Below are 20,736 nucleotides of genomic sequence, written 5' to 3'. Positions count from 1 at the left end.
GCCCGTGAGGAGGCGCGGGTAGCGTGACGTGGGTGGAGCAGCGAACGGACGTGGAGCCGACAGCAGCGGGGGCGCGGCGGTGCGTCGTGGCGCTGGTGGCCGTCGGCCTCCTGGTGGCGGGGTGCACGTCGTCGCCCCCGCGACCCGAGCAGGGGACGGTCGTGGACGTCCTCCGACAGGACTGGCGGCACGTGCCCGGAGTCGTCGCCGACGACGACGGCCTGCGGGTGGCGGCCACGGGACGGAGCATCGTGCGCCAGGACGGGTCGGGCGGGCAGCCGGACCCGCCGCTCGACCTCGCGGGAACCCACCTCGTGGCCCCGGGCGACGTCAGCCTCAGCGCCTCGTTCGCGGACGTGACCGCCGACGCCACCCTGGCCGTGTACGACAGCCCACCGGTGGTCGCCGACGAGTTCCGCCTCGAACCGGCCGGCGTCCGGCTCACGTTCCGTGGCGACGACCTCGGCATCGCCGTCTTCGACGGGTCGCCGCCGGACGACGCGACCGACCCCCGGCCGGTCGTGGACGAGCACGTGACGATCGACGACCCCGAGGCCGAGTTCTCGGTGCGTCGGTCCGGCGACCTGCTCGAGGTGGTCGACGACGGCGAGACGGTGTTCTCGGCGCCCCTGGGGGGCGTCCTCGGGTCCGGCGAGCTCTGGCTCGGCCTGTCGAGCGACGAGGGGACCTTCCGAGTCGGCTCGTTCACCGCGACGGCCCCGGCCGGTGACTCGCTGTCCGCCGCGGGCCCCGCCTGGGCGGGAGCCGAGGCCTCGCCGGACGGTCTGCAGGCGCTCGCCGCCCGCTCCCGCCCGGACTTCGTCGTCGGTGCCGCCGTGGCGCTCGGCCCGCTCGCCTCGGACCCCCGGTACGCCGACGAGTTCGTGGGCGACTTCGGCGCCCTCACCCTCGAGAACGCCATGAAACCGCAGGCGATCTCGCCTCGTCGGGGCGAGTACCTCTTCGACGAGGCCGACGCGCTCCTCGACCTCGCCGAGGACCACGGCATGGCGGTGCACGGCCACACGATCGCGTTCAGCGAGGCGATGCCCCGTTGGATGCGAGAGCTCCCCTCCGACACCGAGCAGGAGCGACGGTCGAGCGCCGACGCCCTGCTCGACTACGTGACCACGGTCGTCACGCACTTCCGGGGTCGGCTCGACTCGCTCGACGTCGTCAACGAACCGTTCGACGTCGACCAGGGGACCGAGTTGCAGCAGAACGTCTGGTACCGGGTCTTCGGGCCGACCTACCCCGTGGTCGTCTCGCGAGCCGTCCACGACGCCGACCCGGACGTCCGGCAGTTCGTGAACGAGAACGGCGCCGACGTGCCGGGTCCGCGCCAGGACGCCCTGCTGCGGCTGGCCCTCGACACGAACGAGCGCGGAGGGTTCGTCGACGGCGTGGGCCTCCAGGCCCACGTCTACGACCTCGGGACCGACGCGATCTCGGCCGACGACCTCGCCGAGACGTTCGACGCCTTCGACCACGCGGGGCTGCTCGTCCGCATCTCGGAGAACGACGTCACGGACGACGAGGGGCAGGACGCCCAGGCCGAGCAGTACGCCACCGTCCTCACGGCCTGCTTCCGCTCCGAGGCCTGCGTCTCGTACACGACCTGGGGTGTCGACGACCGGTACGACTGGTTCGTCGACGACGAGGGCCGCCCGCAGCAGGGGCACGACCTGCTCTTCGACGACGGTGCGCCCACCCCCGCGTACGACGCCCTGAGGACGGTCCTCACTGGCTGAGTGCGGCGCCCCGGCCGGGCAGGACGATTTTGTGACCTTCGCGACGTCGACGACATTGCCGGGGTGGAGGGGGTGGACGTGGATCACACGACGAGTCCGGACCAGGACCTGCTGAGGCAGGTGGCCCGAGGGGACACGACGGCGCTGGCGACGGTGCTGGACAGGTACACGGCGGCCGTCACGCGGTACGCGTGGGCGATCACGTCACGACGCATGGACGTCGAGGAAGTCGTGCAGGACACGTTCCTCACCCTCTGGCGCAAGGCCGACACGGTCGCCGGCACCGAGTCGCTGCTCCCGTGGCTCCTCGTGACCTGCCGCCACCACGCCCTGAACCTCAACCGGAAGAACATGCGTCACGCGAGTGACGAGTTGCCGGACGACCTGGCCGCCCCCGCGGACCACGACGAGGCCAGGGATCGCCTGAGGTTCGTCCGGGCCGAGATCGAGACGCTCTCGGAGACCGACCGTCGCGTGTGCGAGCTCTGCCTCGTCGACGGTCGCTCGTACTCGGAGGCGGCCGAGCTCGTCGGCGTCAGCGTCGGCGCCGTGAAGCAACGTGTCCTGAGATCCAGGACGAGACTCCGGAAGGCGGTGATCGACGGTGAACGCTGACGACGATCGAGGCGGGTGGAGGGACGTCCCTCCGACCGCCGACGAGCTGACCACCATGACCGTCTCGGTGAGGCGAGGCGTCCTCGAGGGGGTCGCGGGCGACCGTCGGGGCCGTCGCGGCCGAGGCCGGGTCGTCGGCGGGAGCCTCGGCGTCCTGGCCCTGGTGGGCCTCGGCCTCGCGAGCGGTGGCGTCGCCCTGGGGCTCATCCCGTCACCGTTCGACGAGCCCGAGGAGCAGGCCCCACCCGCCTCGGTGTCCGTCACCCCGACGCCCACGCCGAGCCCGACCCCGTCGCCCACGAGCACGCCGACGAACGCCCCGGCACCCGACTTCGCCGCTCCCGTCCCGTCGCTGCCCCTGGACTGCGCCGCGGTCGCCGATCAGGCGTCCCTCGGCTCGCTGCTGCGCGCGCCGGACCAGTTCAACGACTTCCCCGACGTCTTCATGCCGGACATCGCGGGTCTGCGTCAGGCGGGCGTCCGGACCTGCATGTGGGGGTCGTCGACCGACTCGGCGTCCGCCTCCCTCATCATGGACGTCTCGTCCGACGTCGACGCGGGTCGGACGTGGATCGACGAACGCAGGGCCGCCGGGGCCGCCGCCGCCGGCCTCGGCGACGCGTCGGTGCTGTCGTGCGACGACACCATCGGGCAGTGCGACGGCAGCATCGTGGCCGGGTCGTTCTGGATCGAGTTCAGGTGGCACCAGTCCCCGACCCTGGCCCCGGACGCGACGGCTCTGCTGACGAGCTTCTTCTCCCGCGTCGTCGACGTCGTGGTCCCCCTCACGCCGGCCCGCCCGTGGGTGGCGCCCGAGTCGTCCGCTCGGTGGGACCCGTCGGGCGGGTGCCCGGCCCTGGCCACCGCCCGGCCGATGAGCGAGGTCCTCGGCACCCCGGGCCTGTCCGACGTGGCGATCGACCTGCTGCCGGGCACGAAGGACGGCATCGAGCGGACCCAGTCCGACACGTACGAGTGTCGGTGGTCGATGCCCGACGGCGTGCAGGTGCCGGACGGTGCGGTCGGAGGCATCGACGTCGAGATCGCCCCCGGCGCACGGTGGGCCTACGAGTCGGCGTCCGACACGTTCCGCGACGGCGACGACCCGGCCGGTGGAGCGACCCCCGTGGTGGTCTCCGGCGCCCAGGACGCGACGCTGCGCTGTTCGTCGGCCGAAGGACTCTCGTGCTGGCTGGACGTGCTCGTCGACGACTCCTGGATGCAGGTCGGCTACCCCAACCGCTTCTCGCCCGAGCAGGCCCCGCTGCTCACCGCCGTCGCCGAGACGATCATCGCCGCTCGCCCCTGAACCGCGTCGGCGTCCACCCGGCGCGGGGGCGCCTCCGGCGCGGGGGTGCCTCGGGCGCGGGGGTGCCTCGGGCGCGGGGCGGTCACCCGTCGCGGCCGCCCGCCGCGGGCTGGCACCGCGGGCACCACCACGCCCGCCGCGAGCGACCGTCGGGGCCGGGCGGGTCGTCGCGGGCCTCGACGCGGGTGCCGCAGCGGAGGCACGGGCGACCGGCCCGGCCGACCACCCAGTGCGTCTCGCCGCGGCGGGTGCGCCCCGTCGTCACCTGGTACGCGCCGGGCGTCGTGGCCGAGAACCGCAGGGCCCGCGCGGCGACGTCGACGAGCTTCACGAGGTCGACCCCGCCGACCGGGGTCGTGGGGTGCACGCCGCGCAGGAAGCCCACCTCGTTGACCCAGAGGTTGCCCAGGCCGGCCATCGGACGCTGGTCGAGCAGGGCCGCACGGACCGTGACGTCGGGGCGGGCGGCCAGGCGACGTCGCGCCTCCTCGGGGTCCCAGTCGGGGCGCAACGGGTCGGGGCCGAGGTGGCCGATCAGGGTGTGCTCGTCGCGGGTCGGCACGAGGTCGACCACGGGCAGGTCGACGCCCCACAGCGTGTGACCGTCGTCGAGCCGCGCCCGCACGCGCACCTGTCGCTGCAGTCGGGACGGCAGGACCCGGCCGGGTCGGGTGAGGGTCCACGAACCCTGCATCCGCAGGTGGGTGTGCAGGGTGGTGGCGTCGTCGAAGCGGGTCAGCAGGTGCTTGCCGTGGGTGTCGAGCTCGACGACGCGCCGGCCGGCGAGCGAGTCGCCCGCCCGGCCGCCGGACCGCAGCTCACCGTCGACGACGAGCCGGTCGACGAGCGAGGGACGGAGGCGCGCCGCGAGTCGGTGGACGCTGTCACCCTCCGGCATGCCGCGATGCTACCCGGCGTGCCCCGGGGCGACCGCCGCGACGAACTCGATCTCGACCCGGGCGCCCTTCGGCAGGGCCGCGACCTGGTAGGCGGCGCGGGCCGGCAGGACGCCGCCGTCGAAGACCTCGGCGTACGCCTCGTTGACGACGGCGAAGTCGGCGATGTCGGCCAGCAGCACCGTCGTCTTGACGACGAGGTCGACGCCCGAGCCGGCGGCCTCGAGCACCGCGGCGCCGTTCCGCAACGACTGACGCGCCTCGTCGCGGACCCCGGGCCCGGCGAACTCGCCGGTCGCGGGGTCGATCGGCAGCTGGCCCGACACGAACACGAGGTCGCCCACGCGGACGGCCTGCGAGTAGGGGCCGATCGCCGCCGGGGCCGCGTCGGTGTGCACGGCCCGGAGGGGGTTCGTCTCGAGGGTCATCGTCGTCCTCCCAGGACGCTCAGGGCCGCGTCGAGTGCGGCCGGGGTGGTGGTGGCGTGGACGCTCAGGCGCACCCGGTCGTCACCGTGGATCGTGGCCGTGACGCCGGCCTCCTCGAGCCGGGCGCCGACGCGCGCGGCCTCGCCCGCGGGCACGCCCGCCACGACGAGTCCGGCCCGCCGGTGGCGCTCGACGGGGGAGAGCACCGGCACGCCGGCCGCCTCGAGTCGGGCGACCAGGTCGCCCGCGGTGTCGGCCACGCGGGCCGCCACGGCGCCGACCCCGACGGACTCGAGCTGCTCGAGCGCCGTGGCCAGGGCGCCCGAGGCGAACGGCGAGCCGTTCGTCACCGACAGGCGCTGAGCCCCGGGCAGCGGATCGTGTCGCACGCCGTCGTAGCGAGAGGCGCCCTCGACGCCGGTCCAACCGCCGAGCACCGGACGGAGGCGCGCGAGGGCCCGCGGGGACGCCGCCACGAACCCCGTGCCCCACCCCGCCCGCAGCCACTTCTGGCCGCCGACGACGAGGGCGTCGGCGAGCGTCCAGTCGGCGTCGACGACGCCGAAGCCCTGGATGCCGTCGACCACGAGCAGGCGGTCGCCGACGGCTTCCCGCAGGCCGGCGAGGTCGGCGACCGCGCCGGTGCGGAAGTCGACCGCGCTCACGGCGACCGCGACGGTGTCGGGCCCGACGGCGTCGGCCACCCGCTCGGGAGTGACGGGTGCCAGCGGCTGACCGGGCACCTCGGGCAACGGACGCACGGCGGTGAGGCCGGCCTCCTCCGAGCGCCACCACGCGTAGAGGTTCGACGGGAACTCGGCGCCGCTCACGACGACCTCGCCCCGCGGCAGGCCGAACGCGACCTGCATCAACCCGAGCGACGTGCTGCCGGTGAGGGCGACCCCGGCGCGGTCGAACCCGGTGAGGCGCGCCACCGCGGCCAGCGCCCGGTCGTCCTCGGCGTGCAGGCCGGACGAGGGGACGCCCGCGCTCGCCGCGGAGGCGAGGCGGCCGATCGTCTCGACGACGTCGCGCGAGGGCGGACCGTAGCTGCCGAAGTTCAGGTACCCGACCGGCTCGGCGAACGACGCCAGGTACGCGTCGAGCGCCGGGTCGGACGTCACGCCAGCACCCGCTGCAGGAACTGCCTCGTGCGGGCCTCGCGGGGGGCGCCGAGCACCTGCTCGACCGGGCCCTGCTCGACGATGCCGCCGTCGGCCATGAAGACGACGCGGTCGGCGACCTCGCGGGCGAACTGGATCTCGTGCGTCACGACGAGCATGGTCATGCCGTCGCGGGCCAGGTCGCCCATCACCTTGAGCACCTCGCCCACGAGTTCGGGGTCGAGGGCCGACGTGGGCTCGTCGAAGAGCAGGAAGAGCGGCTTCATCGCGACGGCCCGCGCGATCGCCACCCGCTGCCGCTGCCCGCCCGAGAGCTGGCCGGGGTAGGCGTCGACCTTGTCGCCGAGGCCCACCCGCTCGAGGATCTCGACGGCCTCGCGCCGCGCCTCCTTCGCCGACCGACGTTGGACGCGCACGGGGCCCTCGAGCACGTTGCCCAGCACCGTCAGGTGCGGGAACAGGTTGAAGTGCTGGAACACCATCGCCGTGCGTGCCCGCTGCGCCGACAGCCGACGCTCGCTGAGCTCGTGCAGCACGCCGTCGCGCAGCTCGAAGCCCATCGGCTCGCCGCCGACCCAGACCTCGCCGGCGTCGGGCTCCTCGAGCCGGTTCAGGGTGCGGAGGAACGTCGACTTGCCGGCGCCGGACGGTCCGATGATGCAGACCACCTCGCCGCTGCTGACGGTCATCGACACGTCGCGCAGCACCTCGTGGCTGCCGTACGACTTGCCGATGCCGACGGCCTCGAGGACGGGGGCGGCCCCGGCGGCCGGCACCGCGCCTCCTGGGGTCGTGTCGGTCGTGGTCACGGGGTGCTCCTGACGAGGGGTGCGCGGCCGAGGTCGGCGGCGACTTTGCGGCGGAGGGCGCGGGCGTTCGGGGGACCGCCGGGGCGGCGGTCCTGCCGGTCGAAGCTGCGCTCGAGGTGGTACTGGCCGACGCTCGCGACGCTGACGACGACCATGTACCAGATGGCCGCGGCGATCAGGGTCTCCATCACCTGCAGGTTGAACGAGGCGATGTTGTTGGCGGCCTTGATCAGTTCGAGGTAGCCGATGACCGACGCCATCGCGGTGCCCTTGAGCATGTTGATGAAGTCGTTGCCGGTCGGCGGGATGATGATGCGCATCGCCTGGGGCAGCACGATGCGCGCCATGCGCTGCGCCGGGGTCTGGCCGATCGACTGGGCGGCCTCGATCTGCCCGCGGTCGACGCTCTTGAGCCCCGCCCGCACGATCTCGGCCATGTAGGCGCTCTCGTTGAGGGCGAGGCCGAGGAACGCCGCGACGAACGTGGTCATGACGTCGTTCGTGCTTACGTCGACGAACACCACGTCGGTGAAGGGCACCCCGAGCTGCAGCCGCGGGAAGATCAGCGCGAGGTTGTACCAGAGCAGGATCTGCAGCAGCACCGGCAGGCCGCGGAACAGCCAGGTGTAGCCGGCCGCGAAGGCCTGGGCGACCGGGTTCTTCGAGATGCGCATCAGGGCGATCACGACGCCGATGACGACGGCGCTGACCTGCGCGACCACGGCGAGCACGATGGTGCCGACGAGGCCCTGCAGGATGATCGGCGAGACCAGGTAGTACGGGATGTCCCGGTACGAGATGTCGCCCTGCGACGCCCCGTACACGAGGGCGACGAGCAGCACCACGATGACGACGGCGCTCACCCACCGCCCCCAGTGCTTCAGGCGCACCTGCGGCAGCAGCTCGCGCCCGGGGCGCTCGGGCGGGCGGGACGAGGAGGCGCGGGTCGCGTCGCCGGCGCCGGTGCCCGTCGGTCGTGCGGTCGCCACCTACTTGCCGCCGTTGACGGTCGCCTCGGTGACGCTGCCCGAGGTGATGCCCCAGGCGTCGAGCACCTCGCCGTACGTGCCGTCGTCGATCAGCTCGTCGAGGGCGGAGGCGATGGCGTCGCGCAGCGCGGGGTCGTCCTTGTTGACGCCGATGCCGTAGGGGGCGCCGTCGATGACGTCGCCGGGCACGACCTCGAACGCCTGGCCGTCCTGGGCGGTCTTCGAGATGTAGACCGCGCTCGGCAGGTCGTTGACGATGGCGTCGATGCGGCCGGTGCGCAGCTGCGTCTGGTTCTGGCTGTCGCTGTCGGTCACGGTGATGTCGAGGGGCTCGTCGCCGTCGGTCTCGCACTGCGTGCTCGTGGCCTCGGCGAACTCCTGCTGGCTCGTGCCGGTCACGACCGCGATGGACTTGCCGCAGAGGGTGTCGGGGCCGGTGATGTCGGCCGGGTTGCCCTTCTGCACCATCAGGGTGATGCCCGAGGTGAGGTAGTCGACGAAGTCGATGGCCTGCTGGCGCTCGGCGGTGTCGTTCATCGCGGCGATCGTCACGTCGACGCGGCCGGACTGCAGGCTGGTGATGAGCGAGCCGAAGTCCTGGTTCTGGTACTCGACGTCGAGGCCGAGCTTCTTGGCGACGGCCGTGATGAGGTCGTGGTCCGAGCCGACGACCGTCGAGCCGTCGGCCGCGTAGAAGTTGTTCGGCGCCGACTGGACGTTCGAACCCACGACGAGCGTCCCGGCGTCCTTGATGTCGGCGGGCACCTCGGCGGCGAGCGTGTCGTCGACCTGGACGGCGTCGAGTAGGGCGCTCGTGTCGGGGATGCTCGACGCGGACGACGAGGTGGCGTCGCCGGTGGCGTCGCCGGGCTGCGGGGCGCTCGGGCCGCCGCAGGCGGTGAGCCCGAGGGCCAGGACGGCGCCCGTGGCGACGGTGCCCCAGAGGGCGGAGCGGGAGCGGGTTCGGGTCATGGTCGAGCCTTTCGTGAGCGTCGTCGGTCATCGCAAGCTAGCCGAGTCGTCGGCAGGGTGAGAAGAAATTATCACAGCGCGAGGAACTTGTTACACACCGGTAACCTGGACTCATGACGAGAGCCAGCAGCGCCACCGTGGTCGACCCGAGTCGCGTCCTGCGGGCCGAGTTCGAGCCCTACCTGCCGCTGATGGACTTCTTCGCCGAGCTGCTCGGGCCCCGGACCGAGGTCGTGCTGCACGACACGAGCGACCTGAGCCGCTCGATCGTCGCCCTGACCAACGGCCACGTGAGCGGTCGCAGCGTCGGCGGGCCGGCGACCGACCTGGTGCTCAAGGTGCTGCAGAACCACGAGCACGACGACCGCGACTACCTGGCGAACTACCTGGCCGAGTCGCGCACGGGCGGCACGTTCCGCTCGTCGACCTTCTTCATCCGCGACGCCGCCGGCGACGTCGTGGGCATGCTCTGCCTGAACATCGACGACGAGCCGTTGGCCCGGGCGCGCGACCTGCTCATGGCGATCACGGCGACGACCGGGTTGGTCAAGGGGGCCGGGCCGGGCGGTGGGCCCGGGGCCGCGACGGGGGCGTCCGGAGCGGCGACGGGGTCGACGGCGCACCCGGCGGCGGCGCCCGTGGCCGAGCGGCTGAGCATGAACGTCGACGAACTCGCGCTCGACGGCGTCGCGCGGATCGTCGCCGCCCAGGGCGTCGAACCGCACCGCATGACGCCCGACGAGAAGGTCGCGGCCGTGCGCGAGATCGAACGGGCGGGGGTGTTCCTGCTCAAGGGCGCGGTGGCCCAGGTGGCCGAGGCCCTGCACGTGTCCGAGCCGACCGTGTACCGGTACGTGCGACAGGTGCGCCAGGGCGGCTGAGCGGCCCTACCGGTCGAGCCGGGCGACGAGTGCGCCGTGGGGTCTCGGCCCGGAGGGCGGGCCCGTCCGCGTGTGGGTCTCGAGCACGTCGAACCCGGAGGCGCGGAGGGCGTCCGCGAGGAGGTCGGGCGACCAGCGCCACGCGGTGGTGATCGCGTGGTCGAAGGGTTCGACGGTCGACCCGGCGAAGAACCCGACGAGCAGCCCGCCGCCGGGTCGGAGGACCCGCGCGAACTCGTCGAGCGGCCGACGGATGCCGCCCGGGTCGTGGTGGATCAGCGAGTACCAGGCGAGGACGCCCGAGAACTCGCCCGGCCCGTACGGCAGGGCGTCGACGTCACCCAGGTCGAACGGCACGGCGGGGTGCGCTCGGCGGGCGTGCTCGACGAACTCGGGCACCTGGTCGACGCCGCGCACGTCGACGCCCCGGGCGGCGAGGTGCCCCGACCAGTGGCCGGGACCGCAGCCCGCGTCGAGCACGGGGCCGCCGACCGCCCTCGCCCACGACGTCACCAGGTGCTCGTCGGCCGGGTGCACCGACGACATCGAGCCGAGGTGCCGGGCGTACTCGTCGGCCCGTTCGGCGTAGCGCACCCTGGCGTCTGATCCCATGCCCGAAGCCTAGGAGGCCGCCCCCGCCCAGGTCGCACCACGTTCGCGTCGTCGAACCACCCCCCCCGGGGGGGTGGCCCCCCCCCCGGGGGGGGGCCCCGGGGGGGCCCGGGGGGGGGGGGGGGGGGGCCCCCCCCGGGGGGGGGGGCCCCCCCGTGGGGGGCCCCCCCCCCGCGGGCGGGGGGGGGGCCCCCCCCCGGGGGCGGGGGGCCCGCGCCCCCCCCCCCCCCGGGGGGGGGGGGGGGCGGGGCGCCCCCCCCCCCCCCCTCCTCGGGGTCCGGCGTCGGCCACCGGGGCTCTCGCAGGGCGGTGCCGGTGTCGCACCGCCGAGTGGACGGCGCACCGTCACATTCGGCGGTGCGACGTCCACCTGGCGGTGCGGTCGCGGTGCACCGTCGAGGTGGCGGTGCGACACCGGCGGGGGCGGGCTGCGGCCGCGGCCGCGATCAGCGGGCGAGGGTGTCGCGGGGGTACTCGCCGAAGCGGGCGACGTAGGCGGCCGAGAAGCGGCCGAGGTGGACGAAGCCCCAGCGGGTGGCGACCTCGGACACGAGCGTGGTGCGCGGGTCGCCGTGCAGCAGGTCGAGCCGCACCCGGTCGAGGCGGACGCCGCGCACGAAGCGGGTGGGGCTGGCGCCGAGGTGCTCCTGCATCTGCTGCTGCAGGGTGCGCGGGTGCATGTCGACCGCGGCGGCGATGTCGCTCGAGCTGATCGCCCGGTCGACGTACGCGTGCACGTACTCGGCGGCGAGCCGGAGCCGACGCGTGCGCTCGGTCCGCAGCTCGGCGGGCACGGCGACCGGCCGCCACGGGAAGAGGTCGAGCAGCGCCTCGGCCAGGGCCGTCTGCGCGAGGAGGCGGTCGGGCGCGCTGGTCTCGGGTGAGACGACGACCGGAGTCACGTCGGCCAGGACTCCGCGCCAGGCGGCGAGGGCGTCGTCGCTCGGGACGGCGGCGTGGTCGAAGTCGACGCGCTGGGGCGGACCGCCGTGTCGGGTGGCCGCGACGTCCTCGAGGAACCCCGCGTCGAGCTGCACGATGCTGTGCCGGTGCGGGGTCATCGCGAACGAGTACGAGGTCTCGGTCGGGGTGAGGAAGGGCCGGCCGCCGACGCTCGCGAGGTGCCCCTTCGGGTAGTCGATCGTCACCGAGCCGACGGGGAACCACGAGACGACGTAGTCGCGCGACCAGGGGATCACGCCTTGCAGGTGCCCGGTGAAGGTGCCGGTCTGCAGGCTCAGCCGTCGGTCGCCCGCGGTCGCGAAGCGGAACGAGAACGGCTCCGCGCCCGGGCGTGCCCGGAACCGTCGGCCGCCGAGCGCCGCCTCGAGCTTCGCCCGGGACTCGTCGACGTCGGTGCCCGACCAGGCGTCACGGTGGAACCGGTCCATCGGCGGCGGCGGCAGCAGCGGAGGCGCGGCGGGGGAGGCTGCGTCGCCCGCGGGGGCCGCGGCGGCGGCCGCGTCCGGGGTCGCCGGGGCGAGGCCCCGCGGGGTGCGGGTGTCGGTGTCGCCGTCGATCTCGGTGCTGGTCATGGTGGTCTCCCGTCCTCCTCGCGTCCGGCGCGGCACGCTGGTGAGACGAGGCCACTCTTTCAGGACGAGGCGGGGTCGCCGTTCGTCACAGATGCGCAGGACGCGAGGTCGGTCACCACCCTGCCCGACCGGCGGCCCGAAGTCCCGACCCCAGTCCACGTGACGGCCGACCGGGGGCGTACCCCGCGCCGTGACGCGACCACACGGGCGCGACCACGCAGGGGAGGCGCGGTGCCGGTCGGACCGGCACCGCGCCTCCTCGGGGCCCGCGACGTCAGTCGGTCGGGGGCGTGTAGAACTGCAGGTCGTTGCCCTCGGAGTCCTTGAAGGGCAGGATGCGGCCCCACGGGTGCTCGCTGATCGTGCCGGTCACGTCGGCGCCGCGCGACTGCAGGTCGGCCAGCGCGTCCTCGAGGGTGCCGTCGGGCTGGAACGTGATGACCGCCCCGCCCTCGCTCGACGCCGAGGCCTCCTCGCGACCGTTGAGGCCGATCATCAGGCCGTTCGCGTCGATCTCGGTCCAGTCGTCGCTCTCGTTCTTCACCGTGAGGCCGAGCGCGTCACGGTAGAACGCCGTCGCCCGTCCCATGTCGGTCACGGGCACCCACACTGTTGCCACTCCGCTTGCCATGTCGACTCCTTCGTCCGGCACCGGACCACCCGGTGCTGCGTCTCCGTCCGTGCTACGCCGTGGTCCGTGCCGGCCGGCCCGCTAGTCAGGGCACTTTCCCATGCGAAGGCGTGTCCCACGATCGACGACGGCCGACGCGACCGCCCGCGGGAGGCGCGGTGCCGGCCCGACTCGCACCGCGCCTCCCGCGGGTCCTCGCCCGCGGGTCCCGTCGGGGTCACCCGCGATCGGGCCGGGAGCGTAGCGTCGGGACGTGGGCGACGGTCGTCGAGCACCTCGTTCCGACCCGACCCGCCCCCGCCCCCGCCCCCGAACCGAACACACCCCTCAGGAGACCCATGCGCACCGTCAACGCCTACGCGGCACCGTCCGCCACCGAGCCCCTCGTCAAGACGACCGTCGAGCGCCGCGACGTCGGCCCCAAGGACGTCATGATCGACATCGCCTACGCCGGCATCTGCCACAGCGACATCCACACCGTCCGCGGCGAGTGGGGCGAGATCCAGTACCCGCAGGTCGTCGGTCACGAGATCGTCGGCACGGTCGCCGAGGTGGGCTCCGAGGTGACCAAGCACAAGGTCGGCGACCGCGTCGGCGTCGGCTGCATGGTCAACTCGTGCGGCGAGTGCGAGTACTGCAAGCGCGGCGACGAGCAGTACTGCGCCAAGGGCAACACCGGCACCTACACGAGCGTCGATCCGATCGACGGCACGATCACGCAGGGCGGCTACTCGCAGGCCGTCGTCGTGACCGAGGACTTCGTGCTGCGCGTCCCCGAGTCGCTCGACTACGACAAGGTCGCCCCGCTGCTCTGCGCCGGCATCACCCTGTACTCGCCGCTGCACCACTGGGGCGTCACCGAGGGCACCAAGGTCGCGATCGTCGGCATGGGCGGACTCGGCCACATGGGCGTCAAGATCGCCGCGGCCCTCGGCGCCGACGTCACCGTGCTGTCGCAGACCACCTCGAAGAAGGAGGACTCGCTGCGCTTCGGCGCCAAGGCGCACTACGCGACCAGCGACGAGCAGACCTTTACCGACCTGGCGAACTCGTTCGACCTGATCGTCAACACCGTCTCGGCGAAGGTCGACATGGGCGCCTACCTCGGCCTGCTCGCCGTCGACGGCACGCTCGTCAACGTCGGTGCCCCCTCCGAGCCGCTCGAGGTGCCCGCGTTCGCGCTGATCCCGGCCCGTCGCAGCTGGGCCGGCTCGGCCATCGGCGGCATCCGCGAGACGCAGGAGATGCTCGACTTCTGCGCCGAGCACGGCATCCTGCCCGAGACCGAGCTGATCGGCGCCGAGCAGATCAACGAGGCCTACGACCGCGTCCTGAAGTCGGACGTGCGCTACCGCTTCGTAATCGACGCGGCCACCTTCGCCTGATCCGACCCCGCCCCGCGCCTGCTCCGCCGGACGCCCCCGCACCGTGTGTGCGGGGGCGTCCGTCGTGTCGGGGGTTGGCGCCGCCGCTTCGCACCGCGTTTCGTGCAGTGCACCCGGGCTAGCCGCGGTGCGGTGCACGAAGCGCGGTGCGCAGCGTCAGGTGGGTTCTTGACGGCGGCCGAAACTCCCCGTACGGTTCACGGAACGCACTTCAAGTGCGTCTAGTGAACTTCTGACCCTCAACGGAGAGCGAGTCATCATGGGTACGGCCGTCTGGGCCCTCATCGCCTACATCGGCACCATCGTCGTCTGGAGCGTGCCGCTGAAGCGGGGCATCGGCGAGGCGATGGTCGTCGGATTCCTCGTCGTGTGCGCCTTCGGTGGGCCCGACGTCCTCGACCTGGTGCTCGTCGGCCTGCAGGCCGCCTTCAGCCAGGAGATCGTGTTCGCCGCCCTGGCCTTCACCTTCATCGGGTTCCTGCTGGCCTCGACCGGGGTCATCGACCGCCAGGTCGACATCCTCAACTCGCTGCTCGGCCGGTTCCGAGGAGGCGCCGGTTACGTGGCCACCGTCGGCTCGGCCCTCTTCGGCTCGGTCGCGCACTCGGGCTCGGCCAACGCCGCGACGATGGGCACCGTGGCCATCCCGTGGATGAAGCGCTCGCAGTGGCCGCCGCACGTCGCCGCCACGCTGATCGCCGGCAACGCCGGCAACGGCACGGTCATCCCGCCGAGCGCGTCGTTCTTCATCCTGATCGGAACCGCGACGGTCGCTCCGCTCGTGTCGGTCGACGCCCTGCTGCCCGCGATGTTCGCGGCCGCGGGCTGGTGCGTGCTCTGGCGCCTGATCGTCGTCTTCATCTTCGTGCGCCGACACAAGATCGGCCGGGTCGACCGGTCGGACATCATGCCGTTCGTGAAGGCCTTCGCCCGCGGGTGGACGTCGTTCCTGCTCTTCCTGGGCATCGTCATCCCGGTGCTGGTCACCCTCGGCCCGACCGGCGAGGCCCTGATCGGCGCCCTCGGCGAGGACGTCATGGACACCGTGAGCATCGTGGTGTGGATCCCCGTCCTGCTGTTGCTCTTCGCCCTCGTCCTCGGCCGCAAGAAGCTGCCACGCACGGGCGCCGCCTGGTACGGGTTCGTCGCCAAGACGGCGCCGCGCTACCGCGACATCGGCGCCACCCTCGTCTTCGCCTTCGCCGGCGGTGCCGTCCTGACCGAACTCGGGCTGGCCGACCAGCTGTCGGCGGTGCTCAACGGCTTCGACGCGTCGCCGCTCGTCATGTCGGTGGTCGTCGCCGTGCTCGTCGTGCTGGTGGCCGGTCCGCTCAGTTCGACGGCCACCATCGCCACGATCGGCGGCATCGGCTTCAGCGTGCTCGTCGTCGCCGGGGTCGACCCGATCCTGGCCGCCTGCGTCGTGCTCGTCGCGGCCTCGACCGAGGGGGCGTCGCCCCCTGGCGCCTCGGCCATCTACATCGCGACGGGCATCGCCGGGGTCAACCCGGTCAAGACCTTCGTGCCCCTGATCGTCCTGTACGTCCTGCCGATCCTGCTGATCGCCGCACTGATCGGCCCGGGCTGGCTGCCCGTGCCCCACTGACCCGGAACGGAGAAGACACCATGACCGACAACGCCACCCCCGAACCGCAGCACGGCCCGGCCCGGCAGCGACTGATCCGCCTGATGACGACGGTGTTCGTCGTCCTGCTCGTCTCGATGCTGATCGTGGGCACCGTGCTCGTCCTCACCCAGCTCGTCGGCGTGATCGGCCTGAACGCCGACCTCGTCACGGCCGCCGAGTCCGTCGTCAGCCCGGTCGCGTTCGGCATCGCCGCCGTCCTCGGCATCTGGACGCTGCTGCTCTCGTACGCCCACGGCTGGAAGCCGAGCGAGGGATGACCGCCCCGACCGCCGCCCCGACGCCCGGGCCCGCCTCGACCCCTGAGCCGTCCCCGGCCCCCGGGCCGCCCCCGACCCCCGAGCCGGCCCCGGCCCCCGGGCCGGCCCCGACCGCCGCACCCACCGACACCCCGACCATCGGAGCCCCCGTGACCGACCCCCGCACCCCGCTCGACCGCTTCGCGGCGCTGCCCGTCGCCAACGTGGGCGACGCCATGGACCGCCTCGGCGTCGTCGACTCGGCCGTCCGCGCCGTCTGGCGTGGCGCCCGCCTCGCCGGCCCGGCCTTCACGGTCGAGGTGGCCGGGGGCGACAACGCCGGCATCCACGAGGCGATCGGGCAGATCCGGCCCGGCCAGGTGCTGGTGGTCAACGGCCACGGCGTCACCGACCGCGCCCTCGTCGGCGAGCTGATCGCCGAGCGGCTGCGCAAGGCCGGCTGCGTCGGCCTCGTGGTCGACGGGGCCGTGCGGGACGTCGACGACCTCGAGCAGCTGCGCTTCCCCGCCTTCGCGGCCGGCGCCTCCCCGGCAGGTCCGTACCGCAACGGCCCGTTCCGCATCGGCCGTCCGGTCGCGATCGGCGGGGTCGTCGTGCACCCCGGCGACCTCGTGCTCGGCGACTCGGACGGCGTCGCCGTGGTGCCCGCCGACGAGGCCGACGCCGTGCTCGAGCGGGCCGAGGCGAAGCACGCCGACGAGACCGAGACCCGGAGGCGCATCGTGTCCGGGTGAGAATGGTCGGCATGGCAGACCCCCAGCCCACCGTCCGCAGCGTCGAACGCGCACTCGACGTCCTCGAGCTGCTCGAGAGGGCGCCGGGGCCGATGCGGCTGGTCGACCTCAGCAAGGGCAGCGGCCTGAGCACGGCGACCGTGCTGCGCATCGTGGGGGTGCTGCAGCGTCGGGGCCTCGTGCAGCACGTCGGGGGCGACTACCGCCTCGGGGTCGCGACGCTCGGCATGGCGCACGCGTTCATCGTGGGCGACCCGCTGAGCAACCGGACGCGGCCGCACCTGCAGCAGCTGTCGGTCACGACGGGCCTGACCTCGTCGCTCTACGTCCGCTCGGGCGCCGAGCGCGTGCTCAGCTCACGGGTCGACGGTGCCGACCCGCTGCGGTACCAGCTGCCGATCGGCCGTCGGCTGCCGCTGACGGTCGGCGCCGGGCGCACGATCCTCGCGCACATGCCCGCCGACGAGCAGGAGGCGCTGGTCGCCTCGGTCGGCGAGCTGCGGGACGCGAACGGCACGCCGGTCTCGACCGACGACCTCCGTCGGTCGCTCGAGGTCATCCGCTCCGACGGCTTCCACGTCTCGATCGCCGAGCGCGACCGTGACGTCGCCGCGGTCAGCGTCCCGGTCTTCGGGCCCGACGGCGACGTCGTGGCCTCGGTGTCGGCCTCGGGGCCGGCAGAACTCAACACACGACAGGAGCTCGTCGATCGGGCCCCTGAACTCCGCCGGGCCGCGCAGGCGATCGGGCGCTGACACGCGGGTCGCCACGACTCGCGGCGAAAGGAACACCATGCGAGTCGGATTCATCGGCCTCGGCGAGGCCGGGCACATCTACGCGGCGGCCACGGCGGCCGCCGGTCACGACGTCACGGGCTTCGACCCGGCGGCGCCCAGCACGCCCGACGGCGTCCGCCGGCTCGACACGGCCGCCGAGGTCGTGGCCTCGTCCGAGCTCGTCGTCGTGCTGACCGGCGCGTCCTTCAGCGGTCGGATCGCGGCCGACGAGGCGCGCCACCTCGCGCCCGGCGCGATCTGGTCCGACTTCACCACCGCCTCCGCGCAGGTGATGCGCGAGGCCGAGGCCGTCGTCGAGGCCGCGGGGGGTCGCTTCGCCGACGTCGCCGTGCTCGGGCCGGTGCCGACCAAGGGCGCGGCCACCGAGACCATGGTCAGCGGCTCGGCCGCCGCCGACGTCGCGGTCTTCCTGCGGTCGCTCGGGGCCGAGGTCGAGACCGTGGACGCCCCGGCCGGCGAGGCCACCTCGCGCAAGCTGCTGCGCAGCGTGATGATGAAGAGCCTCGCCACGACGGTGGTCGAGGCCCTCGAGGCCGGCCGCGCGGCCGGCTGCGAGGAGTGGGTGCACGCGCAGGTCGCCGCCCAGCTGTCGGGCGACGCCGACGCCAAGATCGAGCGCTACGTCACGGGCAGCCGCAAGCACGCGGTGCGCCGGGCCCACGAGATGGACTCGGTCGTCGAGCACCTCGCCGCGCTCGGCGTCGAGGCCGAGATGTCGGCCGCGTCCGGCCGGGTGCTGCGGCGCCTGGCGGCCGAGGGCGGGGCCTGAGCCGTCCCGCCGCGACGCACACCGCACCGCGTCTCGTGCACCGCACCCGGACTGGTCGCGGTGCCGTGCACGAAAGGCGGTGCGGTGAGGGCGGAGTGGGCCCGCCGCCCGGGCGGGCCCCGCTGGCGCTCTGACGAGCCGAGGAGGCGCGGGTCGGCCTAGAGGAACCCGGTCACCGCGACGGCGATCGCGGCGAGCAGGGCCACCGCCGCCAGCACCCTCGACGACCCCATGACGAGTCGCCGCCTCGGGCCGCCGTCGTAGGGCTCGTCGTCGGCGTCGCGCAGTTCGGGGGGCAGCTCGGCCTCGCGGCGACGCTCGTGCTCGAGTCGGGCGGCCCGCTCGAGACGGGCGACGCGCTCGGCCTCGTGCCGACGGGACAGCTCGACCTCGCGGTCACGGGCGACGAGCAGCTCGAGCTCGCGGTGCGCCTCGTCCGACCAGGTCGCGAGGTCGTCGCCGGGGGTGTCGGGGGAGCCGTCGTCGTGTCGCATGGAGGGTGCCTTCGTCGCGGGCGGGGTCGTCGTCCGAGGTTAGACCGCTGTGCCTGGAGCCGCCATGGGCCGCTCCCCGATGCTGCCCTCACGTCACCCCGTCACCCCGCCGCCTTGCTGCCCCGCCGCCCCGGCACCCCGTCCTCCGGCAGTCGGCGATTTGCCTAGGCAGGGGTTCCGCGCCGGTCGAGGGGGTGCGGGGTGGGCAAATCCCGCCTAGCGTCCCCTGCATGACCGTCACCCTGCCTCCCGCCGCCCGCCTCGACGACCAGACCGTCGTCGTCACCGGGGCCAGCTCGGGCATCGGCCGCGCCGCCGCCCGCGAGCTCGCCCGCCTCGGTGCCACCGTCGCCGTCGTCGGTCGCAACCCCGACCGCACCCGCACCGTCGCCCACGAGGTCGGGGGCCGCGCCTACCTCGCCGACTTCTCCGACCTCTCGAGCGTCCGCGACCTCGGCGAGCAGTTGCTCGCCGAGCTGCCGCGCATCCACGTCCTGGCCAACAACGCCGGGGCCACGATCCCCGAGCGGTCGCTGACGGTCGACGGTCACGAGACGACGTTCCAGGGCAACCACCTCGCGCCGTTCCTGCTGACCGCCCTGCTGACGCCGCGCCTCCTCGAGACGGCGAAGGACGCCCGGCCCGGCTCGGTCCGCATCGTCCAGACCTCGAGCGCCGGCAATCTCTTCGGCAAGGTCGACCTCGACGATCTCGACAACTCGGCCGGACCGTGGGCCGGCGGGTTCCGCGCCTACGGCACCTCGAAGCTGCTCAACGTGCTGTTCACGCGCGAGCTGGCCCGACGCCTGCCGCGCGCCGGTGGCGGGGTCGACGCGTACGCGTTCCACCCCGGGTTCGTCGCCTCGGGCTTCGGCGGCAACGGCGCGTTCATGACGGCCGCCAAGCGCCTCGCCGTCTCGACCGAGGACGGCGCCGAGCCCCTCATCCGCCTCGCGGGGGCCACGACCGTGCCGGCACCGAGCGGCAACTACTTCGACCGGCTCACGGCGCCGGGCCGCGTGGCTCGTCAGGCGAACGACGCCGACCTCGCCCGCCGACTGTGGGACGAGAGCGCCCGCCTGCTCGACCTCGACGGCACCATCTGACCCGAGCGTCCCCCGCCTCGTCTCGTCGTCGAGTGGGCGGAAGACGACCCTCAGCCGTGTGCCGAGGACACCTTCTGCCCACCCGACCGTCCGGGGCGATGGGGACGGGGGCGGGACGAGGAGGCGCGGGTCGGGCGGGGTACGGCGGCCGCCTCCCGGCCGCCCGAGTCCCAGCGATTCCCCAGCGGATCTGGCTGCACCGAGTGCGTCGCTGCACTTAGTGTAGGCAGGTGACCGTCAAGAGCCTGGTGCCCGACCGCCGTGCCGCCCTCAAGGCCAAGCACCGCCAGGCGATCGTCGACGCCGCCGACGCCCTCATCGCCGAGCGAGGTGCGCCCCGGTTCAGCGTCGACGAGCTCGCCGAACGCGCCGACGTCTCGCGTCGCACCGTGTTCAACCACTTCTCGTCGCTCGACGAGGTCGTCATGACGGCCTGCACCCGCGTGCTCACCGGCGCCGTCGACGAGTTCCGGGCCGCCACCGCCGCGGCACCCGTCGGGGACGGCACCCGCGCCTCCTTGTTCGCCGAGATCATCCAGGCGGTGCAGGTCGTCGACCTGCCGGCCGTCGTCTCGTACCTCTGGGGGGTGCTCGGCGACGACGGCAGCGACCCGCGGTCGCACAGCCTGATCCAGGACGTCTTCACGCGCGTCACCGAGCAGCTCTCGATCGAGACGGCCGAGCGCAGCCCCGCCACCGACCCGCTCGAGGCCGAGGTGCTCGTCAGCTCGCTGATGAACGGCATCGCCGTCGTCGCCCGGCACTGGATCGTGCGCACCGGGGCCGACGTCGACGACGACAGCCGCGCGGTCTGGGCCGACCTGCTCGACCGCATGGTGACGAGCATCCGCACCGGCTACGGGCCCGAGACGACCGTGCCCGGGTCGGCCGAGTCGGAGACGAGCTCGCCCGAGACGACCGTGCCCACCCCGACCACCCCCTGACCCGTCGGCCGGCGCACCCGGCCGACCCGCACCTCCTTCCCGACGCCGCG

22 protein-coding genes are annotated in these 20,736 nt (G+C 73.7%); 12 read left to right on the top strand and 10 right to left on the bottom strand.

The genetic code is table 11. The features are described from left to right. The first annotated feature begins 161 nt into the window (after positions 1-161). From ABID81_RS09015 to ABID81_RS09005, 3 genes are all read left to right on the top strand, one after another. Complete coding sequence (locus ABID81_RS09015) at positions 162-1,751, top strand: endo-1,4-beta-xylanase (protein WP_354594463.1); 1,590 nt, start codon at positions 162-164, stop codon at positions 1,749-1,751. 78 nt (positions 1,752-1,829) lie between these two features. After that, the gene (locus tag ABID81_RS09010) at positions 1,830-2,366 is read left to right on the top strand and encodes an RNA polymerase sigma factor (protein ID WP_354594462.1); all 537 of its coding nucleotides are present in this window, start codon (positions 1,830-1,832) and stop codon (positions 2,364-2,366) included. Positions 2,367-2,421: 55 nt separating this feature from the next. Next, entirely contained in the window at positions 2,422-3,675 is a 1,254-nt protein-coding gene (locus ABID81_RS09005; protein WP_354594461.1) for a hypothetical protein, read from the top strand. 82 nt (positions 3,676-3,757) lie between these two features. On the opposite strand, the gene ABID81_RS09000 is transcribed toward ABID81_RS09005, so the two are convergent. From ABID81_RS09000 to ABID81_RS08975, 6 genes are read right to left on the bottom strand one after another with little or no spacing between them, the layout of a single operon-like run. Continuing rightward, positions 3,758-4,573 carry an Fpg/Nei family DNA glycosylase gene (locus ABID81_RS09000; protein WP_354594460.1) on the bottom strand — a complete coding sequence of 272 codons (816 nt, stop codon included), beginning with the start codon at positions 4,571-4,573 and terminating at the stop codon, positions 3,758-3,760. Between the two features lie 9 nt (positions 4,574-4,582). Then, positions 4,583-4,999 (bottom strand): RidA family protein, encoded by a 417-nt coding sequence (locus ABID81_RS08995; RefSeq protein ID WP_354594459.1) that lies wholly within the window; start codon positions 4,997-4,999, stop codon positions 4,583-4,585. Next, positions 4,996-6,123: an aminotransferase class V-fold PLP-dependent enzyme gene (locus tag ABID81_RS08990; RefSeq protein WP_354594458.1), complete on the bottom strand. Its 1,128-nt coding sequence runs from the start codon at positions 6,121-6,123 to the stop codon at positions 4,996-4,998. Before ABID81_RS08990 ends, ABID81_RS08995 begins: the two co-directional genes overlap by 4 nt. Continuing rightward, the gene (locus tag ABID81_RS08985) at positions 6,120-6,932 is read right to left on the bottom strand and encodes an amino acid ABC transporter ATP-binding protein (RefSeq protein ID WP_354594457.1); all 813 of its coding nucleotides are present in this window, start codon (positions 6,930-6,932) and stop codon (positions 6,120-6,122) included. The genes ABID81_RS08990 and ABID81_RS08985 overlap by 4 nt, the downstream gene beginning before the upstream one ends. Further along, positions 6,929-7,921, bottom strand: coding sequence for an amino acid ABC transporter permease (locus ABID81_RS08980; RefSeq protein WP_354594456.1), 993 nt, complete (start codon positions 7,919-7,921; stop codon positions 6,929-6,931). The genes ABID81_RS08985 and ABID81_RS08980 overlap by 4 nt, the downstream gene beginning before the upstream one ends. Next, positions 7,922-8,893, bottom strand: coding sequence for an ABC transporter substrate-binding protein (locus ABID81_RS08975; protein ID WP_354594455.1), 972 nt, complete (start codon positions 8,891-8,893; stop codon positions 7,922-7,924). 113 nt (positions 8,894-9,006) lie between these two features. On the opposite strand from ABID81_RS08975, the gene ABID81_RS08970 reads away from it, so the two are divergent. After that, positions 9,007-9,774: a helix-turn-helix transcriptional regulator gene (locus ABID81_RS08970; protein WP_354594454.1), complete on the top strand. Its 768-nt coding sequence runs from the start codon at positions 9,007-9,009 to the stop codon at positions 9,772-9,774. A 6-nt stretch (positions 9,775-9,780) separates the two neighbouring features. On the opposite strand, the gene ABID81_RS08965 is transcribed toward ABID81_RS08970, so the two are convergent. The 3 genes from ABID81_RS08965 to ABID81_RS08955 all read right to left on the bottom strand — a co-directional run bounded on the left by ABID81_RS08965 (position 9,781) and on the right by ABID81_RS08955 (position 12,552). Then, the gene (locus ABID81_RS08965) at positions 9,781-10,386 is read right to left on the bottom strand and encodes a class I SAM-dependent methyltransferase (RefSeq protein WP_354594453.1); all 606 of its coding nucleotides are present in this window, start codon (positions 10,384-10,386) and stop codon (positions 9,781-9,783) included. A 446-nt stretch (positions 10,387-10,832) separates the two neighbouring features. After that, positions 10,833-11,921, bottom strand: coding sequence for an AraC family transcriptional regulator (locus tag ABID81_RS08960; RefSeq protein WP_354594452.1), 1,089 nt, complete (start codon positions 11,919-11,921; stop codon positions 10,833-10,835). A 274-nt stretch (positions 11,922-12,195) separates the two neighbouring features. Beyond that, positions 12,196-12,552 (bottom strand): VOC family protein, encoded by a 357-nt coding sequence (locus tag ABID81_RS08955; protein WP_354594451.1) that lies wholly within the window; start codon positions 12,550-12,552, stop codon positions 12,196-12,198. 338 nt (positions 12,553-12,890) lie between these two features. On the opposite strand from ABID81_RS08955, the gene ABID81_RS08950 reads away from it, so the two are divergent. The 6 genes from ABID81_RS08950 to ABID81_RS08925 all read left to right on the top strand — a co-directional run bounded on the left by ABID81_RS08950 (position 12,891) and on the right by ABID81_RS08925 (position 18,142). Then, positions 12,891-13,937, top strand: coding sequence for an NAD(P)-dependent alcohol dehydrogenase (locus ABID81_RS08950; RefSeq protein ID WP_354594450.1), 1,047 nt, complete (start codon positions 12,891-12,893; stop codon positions 13,935-13,937). A 259-nt stretch (positions 13,938-14,196) separates the two neighbouring features. After that, positions 14,197-15,543 carry a TRAP transporter large permease subunit gene (locus tag ABID81_RS08945; RefSeq protein ID WP_354594449.1) on the top strand — a complete coding sequence of 449 codons (1,347 nt, stop codon included), beginning with the start codon at positions 14,197-14,199 and terminating at the stop codon, positions 15,541-15,543. 20 nt (positions 15,544-15,563) lie between these two features. Beyond that, positions 15,564-15,842, top strand: a complete 279-nt coding sequence (locus ABID81_RS08940; protein WP_354594448.1) for a hypothetical protein — start codon at positions 15,564-15,566, stop codon at positions 15,840-15,842. Between the two features lie 149 nt (positions 15,843-15,991). After that, entirely contained in the window at positions 15,992-16,576 is a 585-nt protein-coding gene (locus ABID81_RS08935; protein WP_354594447.1) for an RraA family protein, read from the top strand. 11 nt (positions 16,577-16,587) lie between these two features. Beyond that, complete coding sequence (locus ABID81_RS08930) at positions 16,588-17,331, top strand: IclR family transcriptional regulator (RefSeq protein WP_354594446.1); 744 nt, start codon at positions 16,588-16,590, stop codon at positions 17,329-17,331. 37 nt (positions 17,332-17,368) lie between these two features. After that, the gene (locus ABID81_RS08925; protein WP_354594445.1) at positions 17,369-18,142 is read left to right on the top strand and encodes an NAD(P)-binding domain-containing protein; all 774 of its coding nucleotides are present in this window, start codon (positions 17,369-17,371) and stop codon (positions 18,140-18,142) included. Positions 18,143-18,300: 158 nt separating this feature from the next. Here the strand turns inward: ABID81_RS08925 and ABID81_RS08920 are convergent, their stop codons facing one another. Next, positions 18,301-18,636 (bottom strand): hypothetical protein, encoded by a 336-nt coding sequence (locus tag ABID81_RS08920; protein WP_354594444.1) that lies wholly within the window; start codon positions 18,634-18,636, stop codon positions 18,301-18,303. Between the two features lie 230 nt (positions 18,637-18,866). On the opposite strand from ABID81_RS08920, the gene ABID81_RS08915 reads away from it, so the two are divergent. Beyond that, positions 18,867-19,742, top strand: coding sequence for an SDR family NAD(P)-dependent oxidoreductase (locus ABID81_RS08915; protein ID WP_354594443.1), 876 nt, complete (start codon positions 18,867-18,869; stop codon positions 19,740-19,742). A 230-nt stretch (positions 19,743-19,972) separates the two neighbouring features. Then, entirely contained in the window at positions 19,973-20,686 is a 714-nt protein-coding gene (locus ABID81_RS08910) for a TetR/AcrR family transcriptional regulator (protein WP_354594442.1), read from the top strand. Positions 20,687-20,736 lie beyond the last annotated feature (50 nt).

Source organism: Frigoribacterium sp. PvP054, assembly GCF_040547465.1.
GTDB lineage: Bacteria > Actinomycetota > Actinomycetes > Actinomycetales > Microbacteriaceae > Frigoribacterium.
Note: the sequence above shows the minus strand (reverse complement) of the source record. Positions and strands in the feature narration are given on the sequence as shown.

Coding starts and splice junctions, on each gene's coding strand:
- ABID81_RS09005 (WP_354594461.1), top strand. CDS start 2,422: ATGACCGTCTCGGTGAGGCGAGGCGTCCTCGAGGGGGTCGCGGGCGAC.
- ABID81_RS09000 (WP_354594460.1), bottom strand. CDS start 4,573: ATGCCGGAGGGTGACAGCGTCCACCGACTCGCGGCGCGCCTCCGTCCC.
- ABID81_RS08995 (WP_354594459.1), bottom strand. CDS start 4,999: ATGACCCTCGAGACGAACCCCCTCCGGGCCGTGCACACCGACGCGGCC.
- ABID81_RS08975 (WP_354594455.1), bottom strand. CDS start 8,893: ATGACCCGAACCCGCTCCCGCTCCGCCCTCTGGGGCACCGTCGCCACG.
- ABID81_RS08970 (WP_354594454.1), top strand. CDS start 9,007: ATGACGAGAGCCAGCAGCGCCACCGTGGTCGACCCGAGTCGCGTCCTG.
- ABID81_RS08965 (WP_354594453.1), bottom strand. CDS start 10,386: ATGGGATCAGACGCCAGGGTGCGCTACGCCGAACGGGCCGACGAGTAC.
- ABID81_RS08960 (WP_354594452.1), bottom strand. CDS start 11,921: ATGACCAGCACCGAGATCGACGGCGACACCGACACCCGCACCCCGCGG.
- ABID81_RS08955 (WP_354594451.1), bottom strand. CDS start 12,552: ATGGCAAGCGGAGTGGCAACAGTGTGGGTGCCCGTGACCGACATGGGA.
- ABID81_RS08950 (WP_354594450.1), top strand. CDS start 12,891: ATGCGCACCGTCAACGCCTACGCGGCACCGTCCGCCACCGAGCCCCTC.
- ABID81_RS08945 (WP_354594449.1), top strand. CDS start 14,197: ATGGGTACGGCCGTCTGGGCCCTCATCGCCTACATCGGCACCATCGTC.
- ABID81_RS08940 (WP_354594448.1), top strand. CDS start 15,564: ATGACCGACAACGCCACCCCCGAACCGCAGCACGGCCCGGCCCGGCAG.
- ABID81_RS08930 (WP_354594446.1), top strand. CDS start 16,588: ATGGCAGACCCCCAGCCCACCGTCCGCAGCGTCGAACGCGCACTCGAC.
- ABID81_RS08925 (WP_354594445.1), top strand. CDS start 17,369: ATGCGAGTCGGATTCATCGGCCTCGGCGAGGCCGGGCACATCTACGCG.
- ABID81_RS08920 (WP_354594444.1), bottom strand. CDS start 18,636: ATGCGACACGACGACGGCTCCCCCGACACCCCCGGCGACGACCTCGCG.
- ABID81_RS08915 (WP_354594443.1), top strand. CDS start 18,867: ATGACCGTCACCCTGCCTCCCGCCGCCCGCCTCGACGACCAGACCGTC.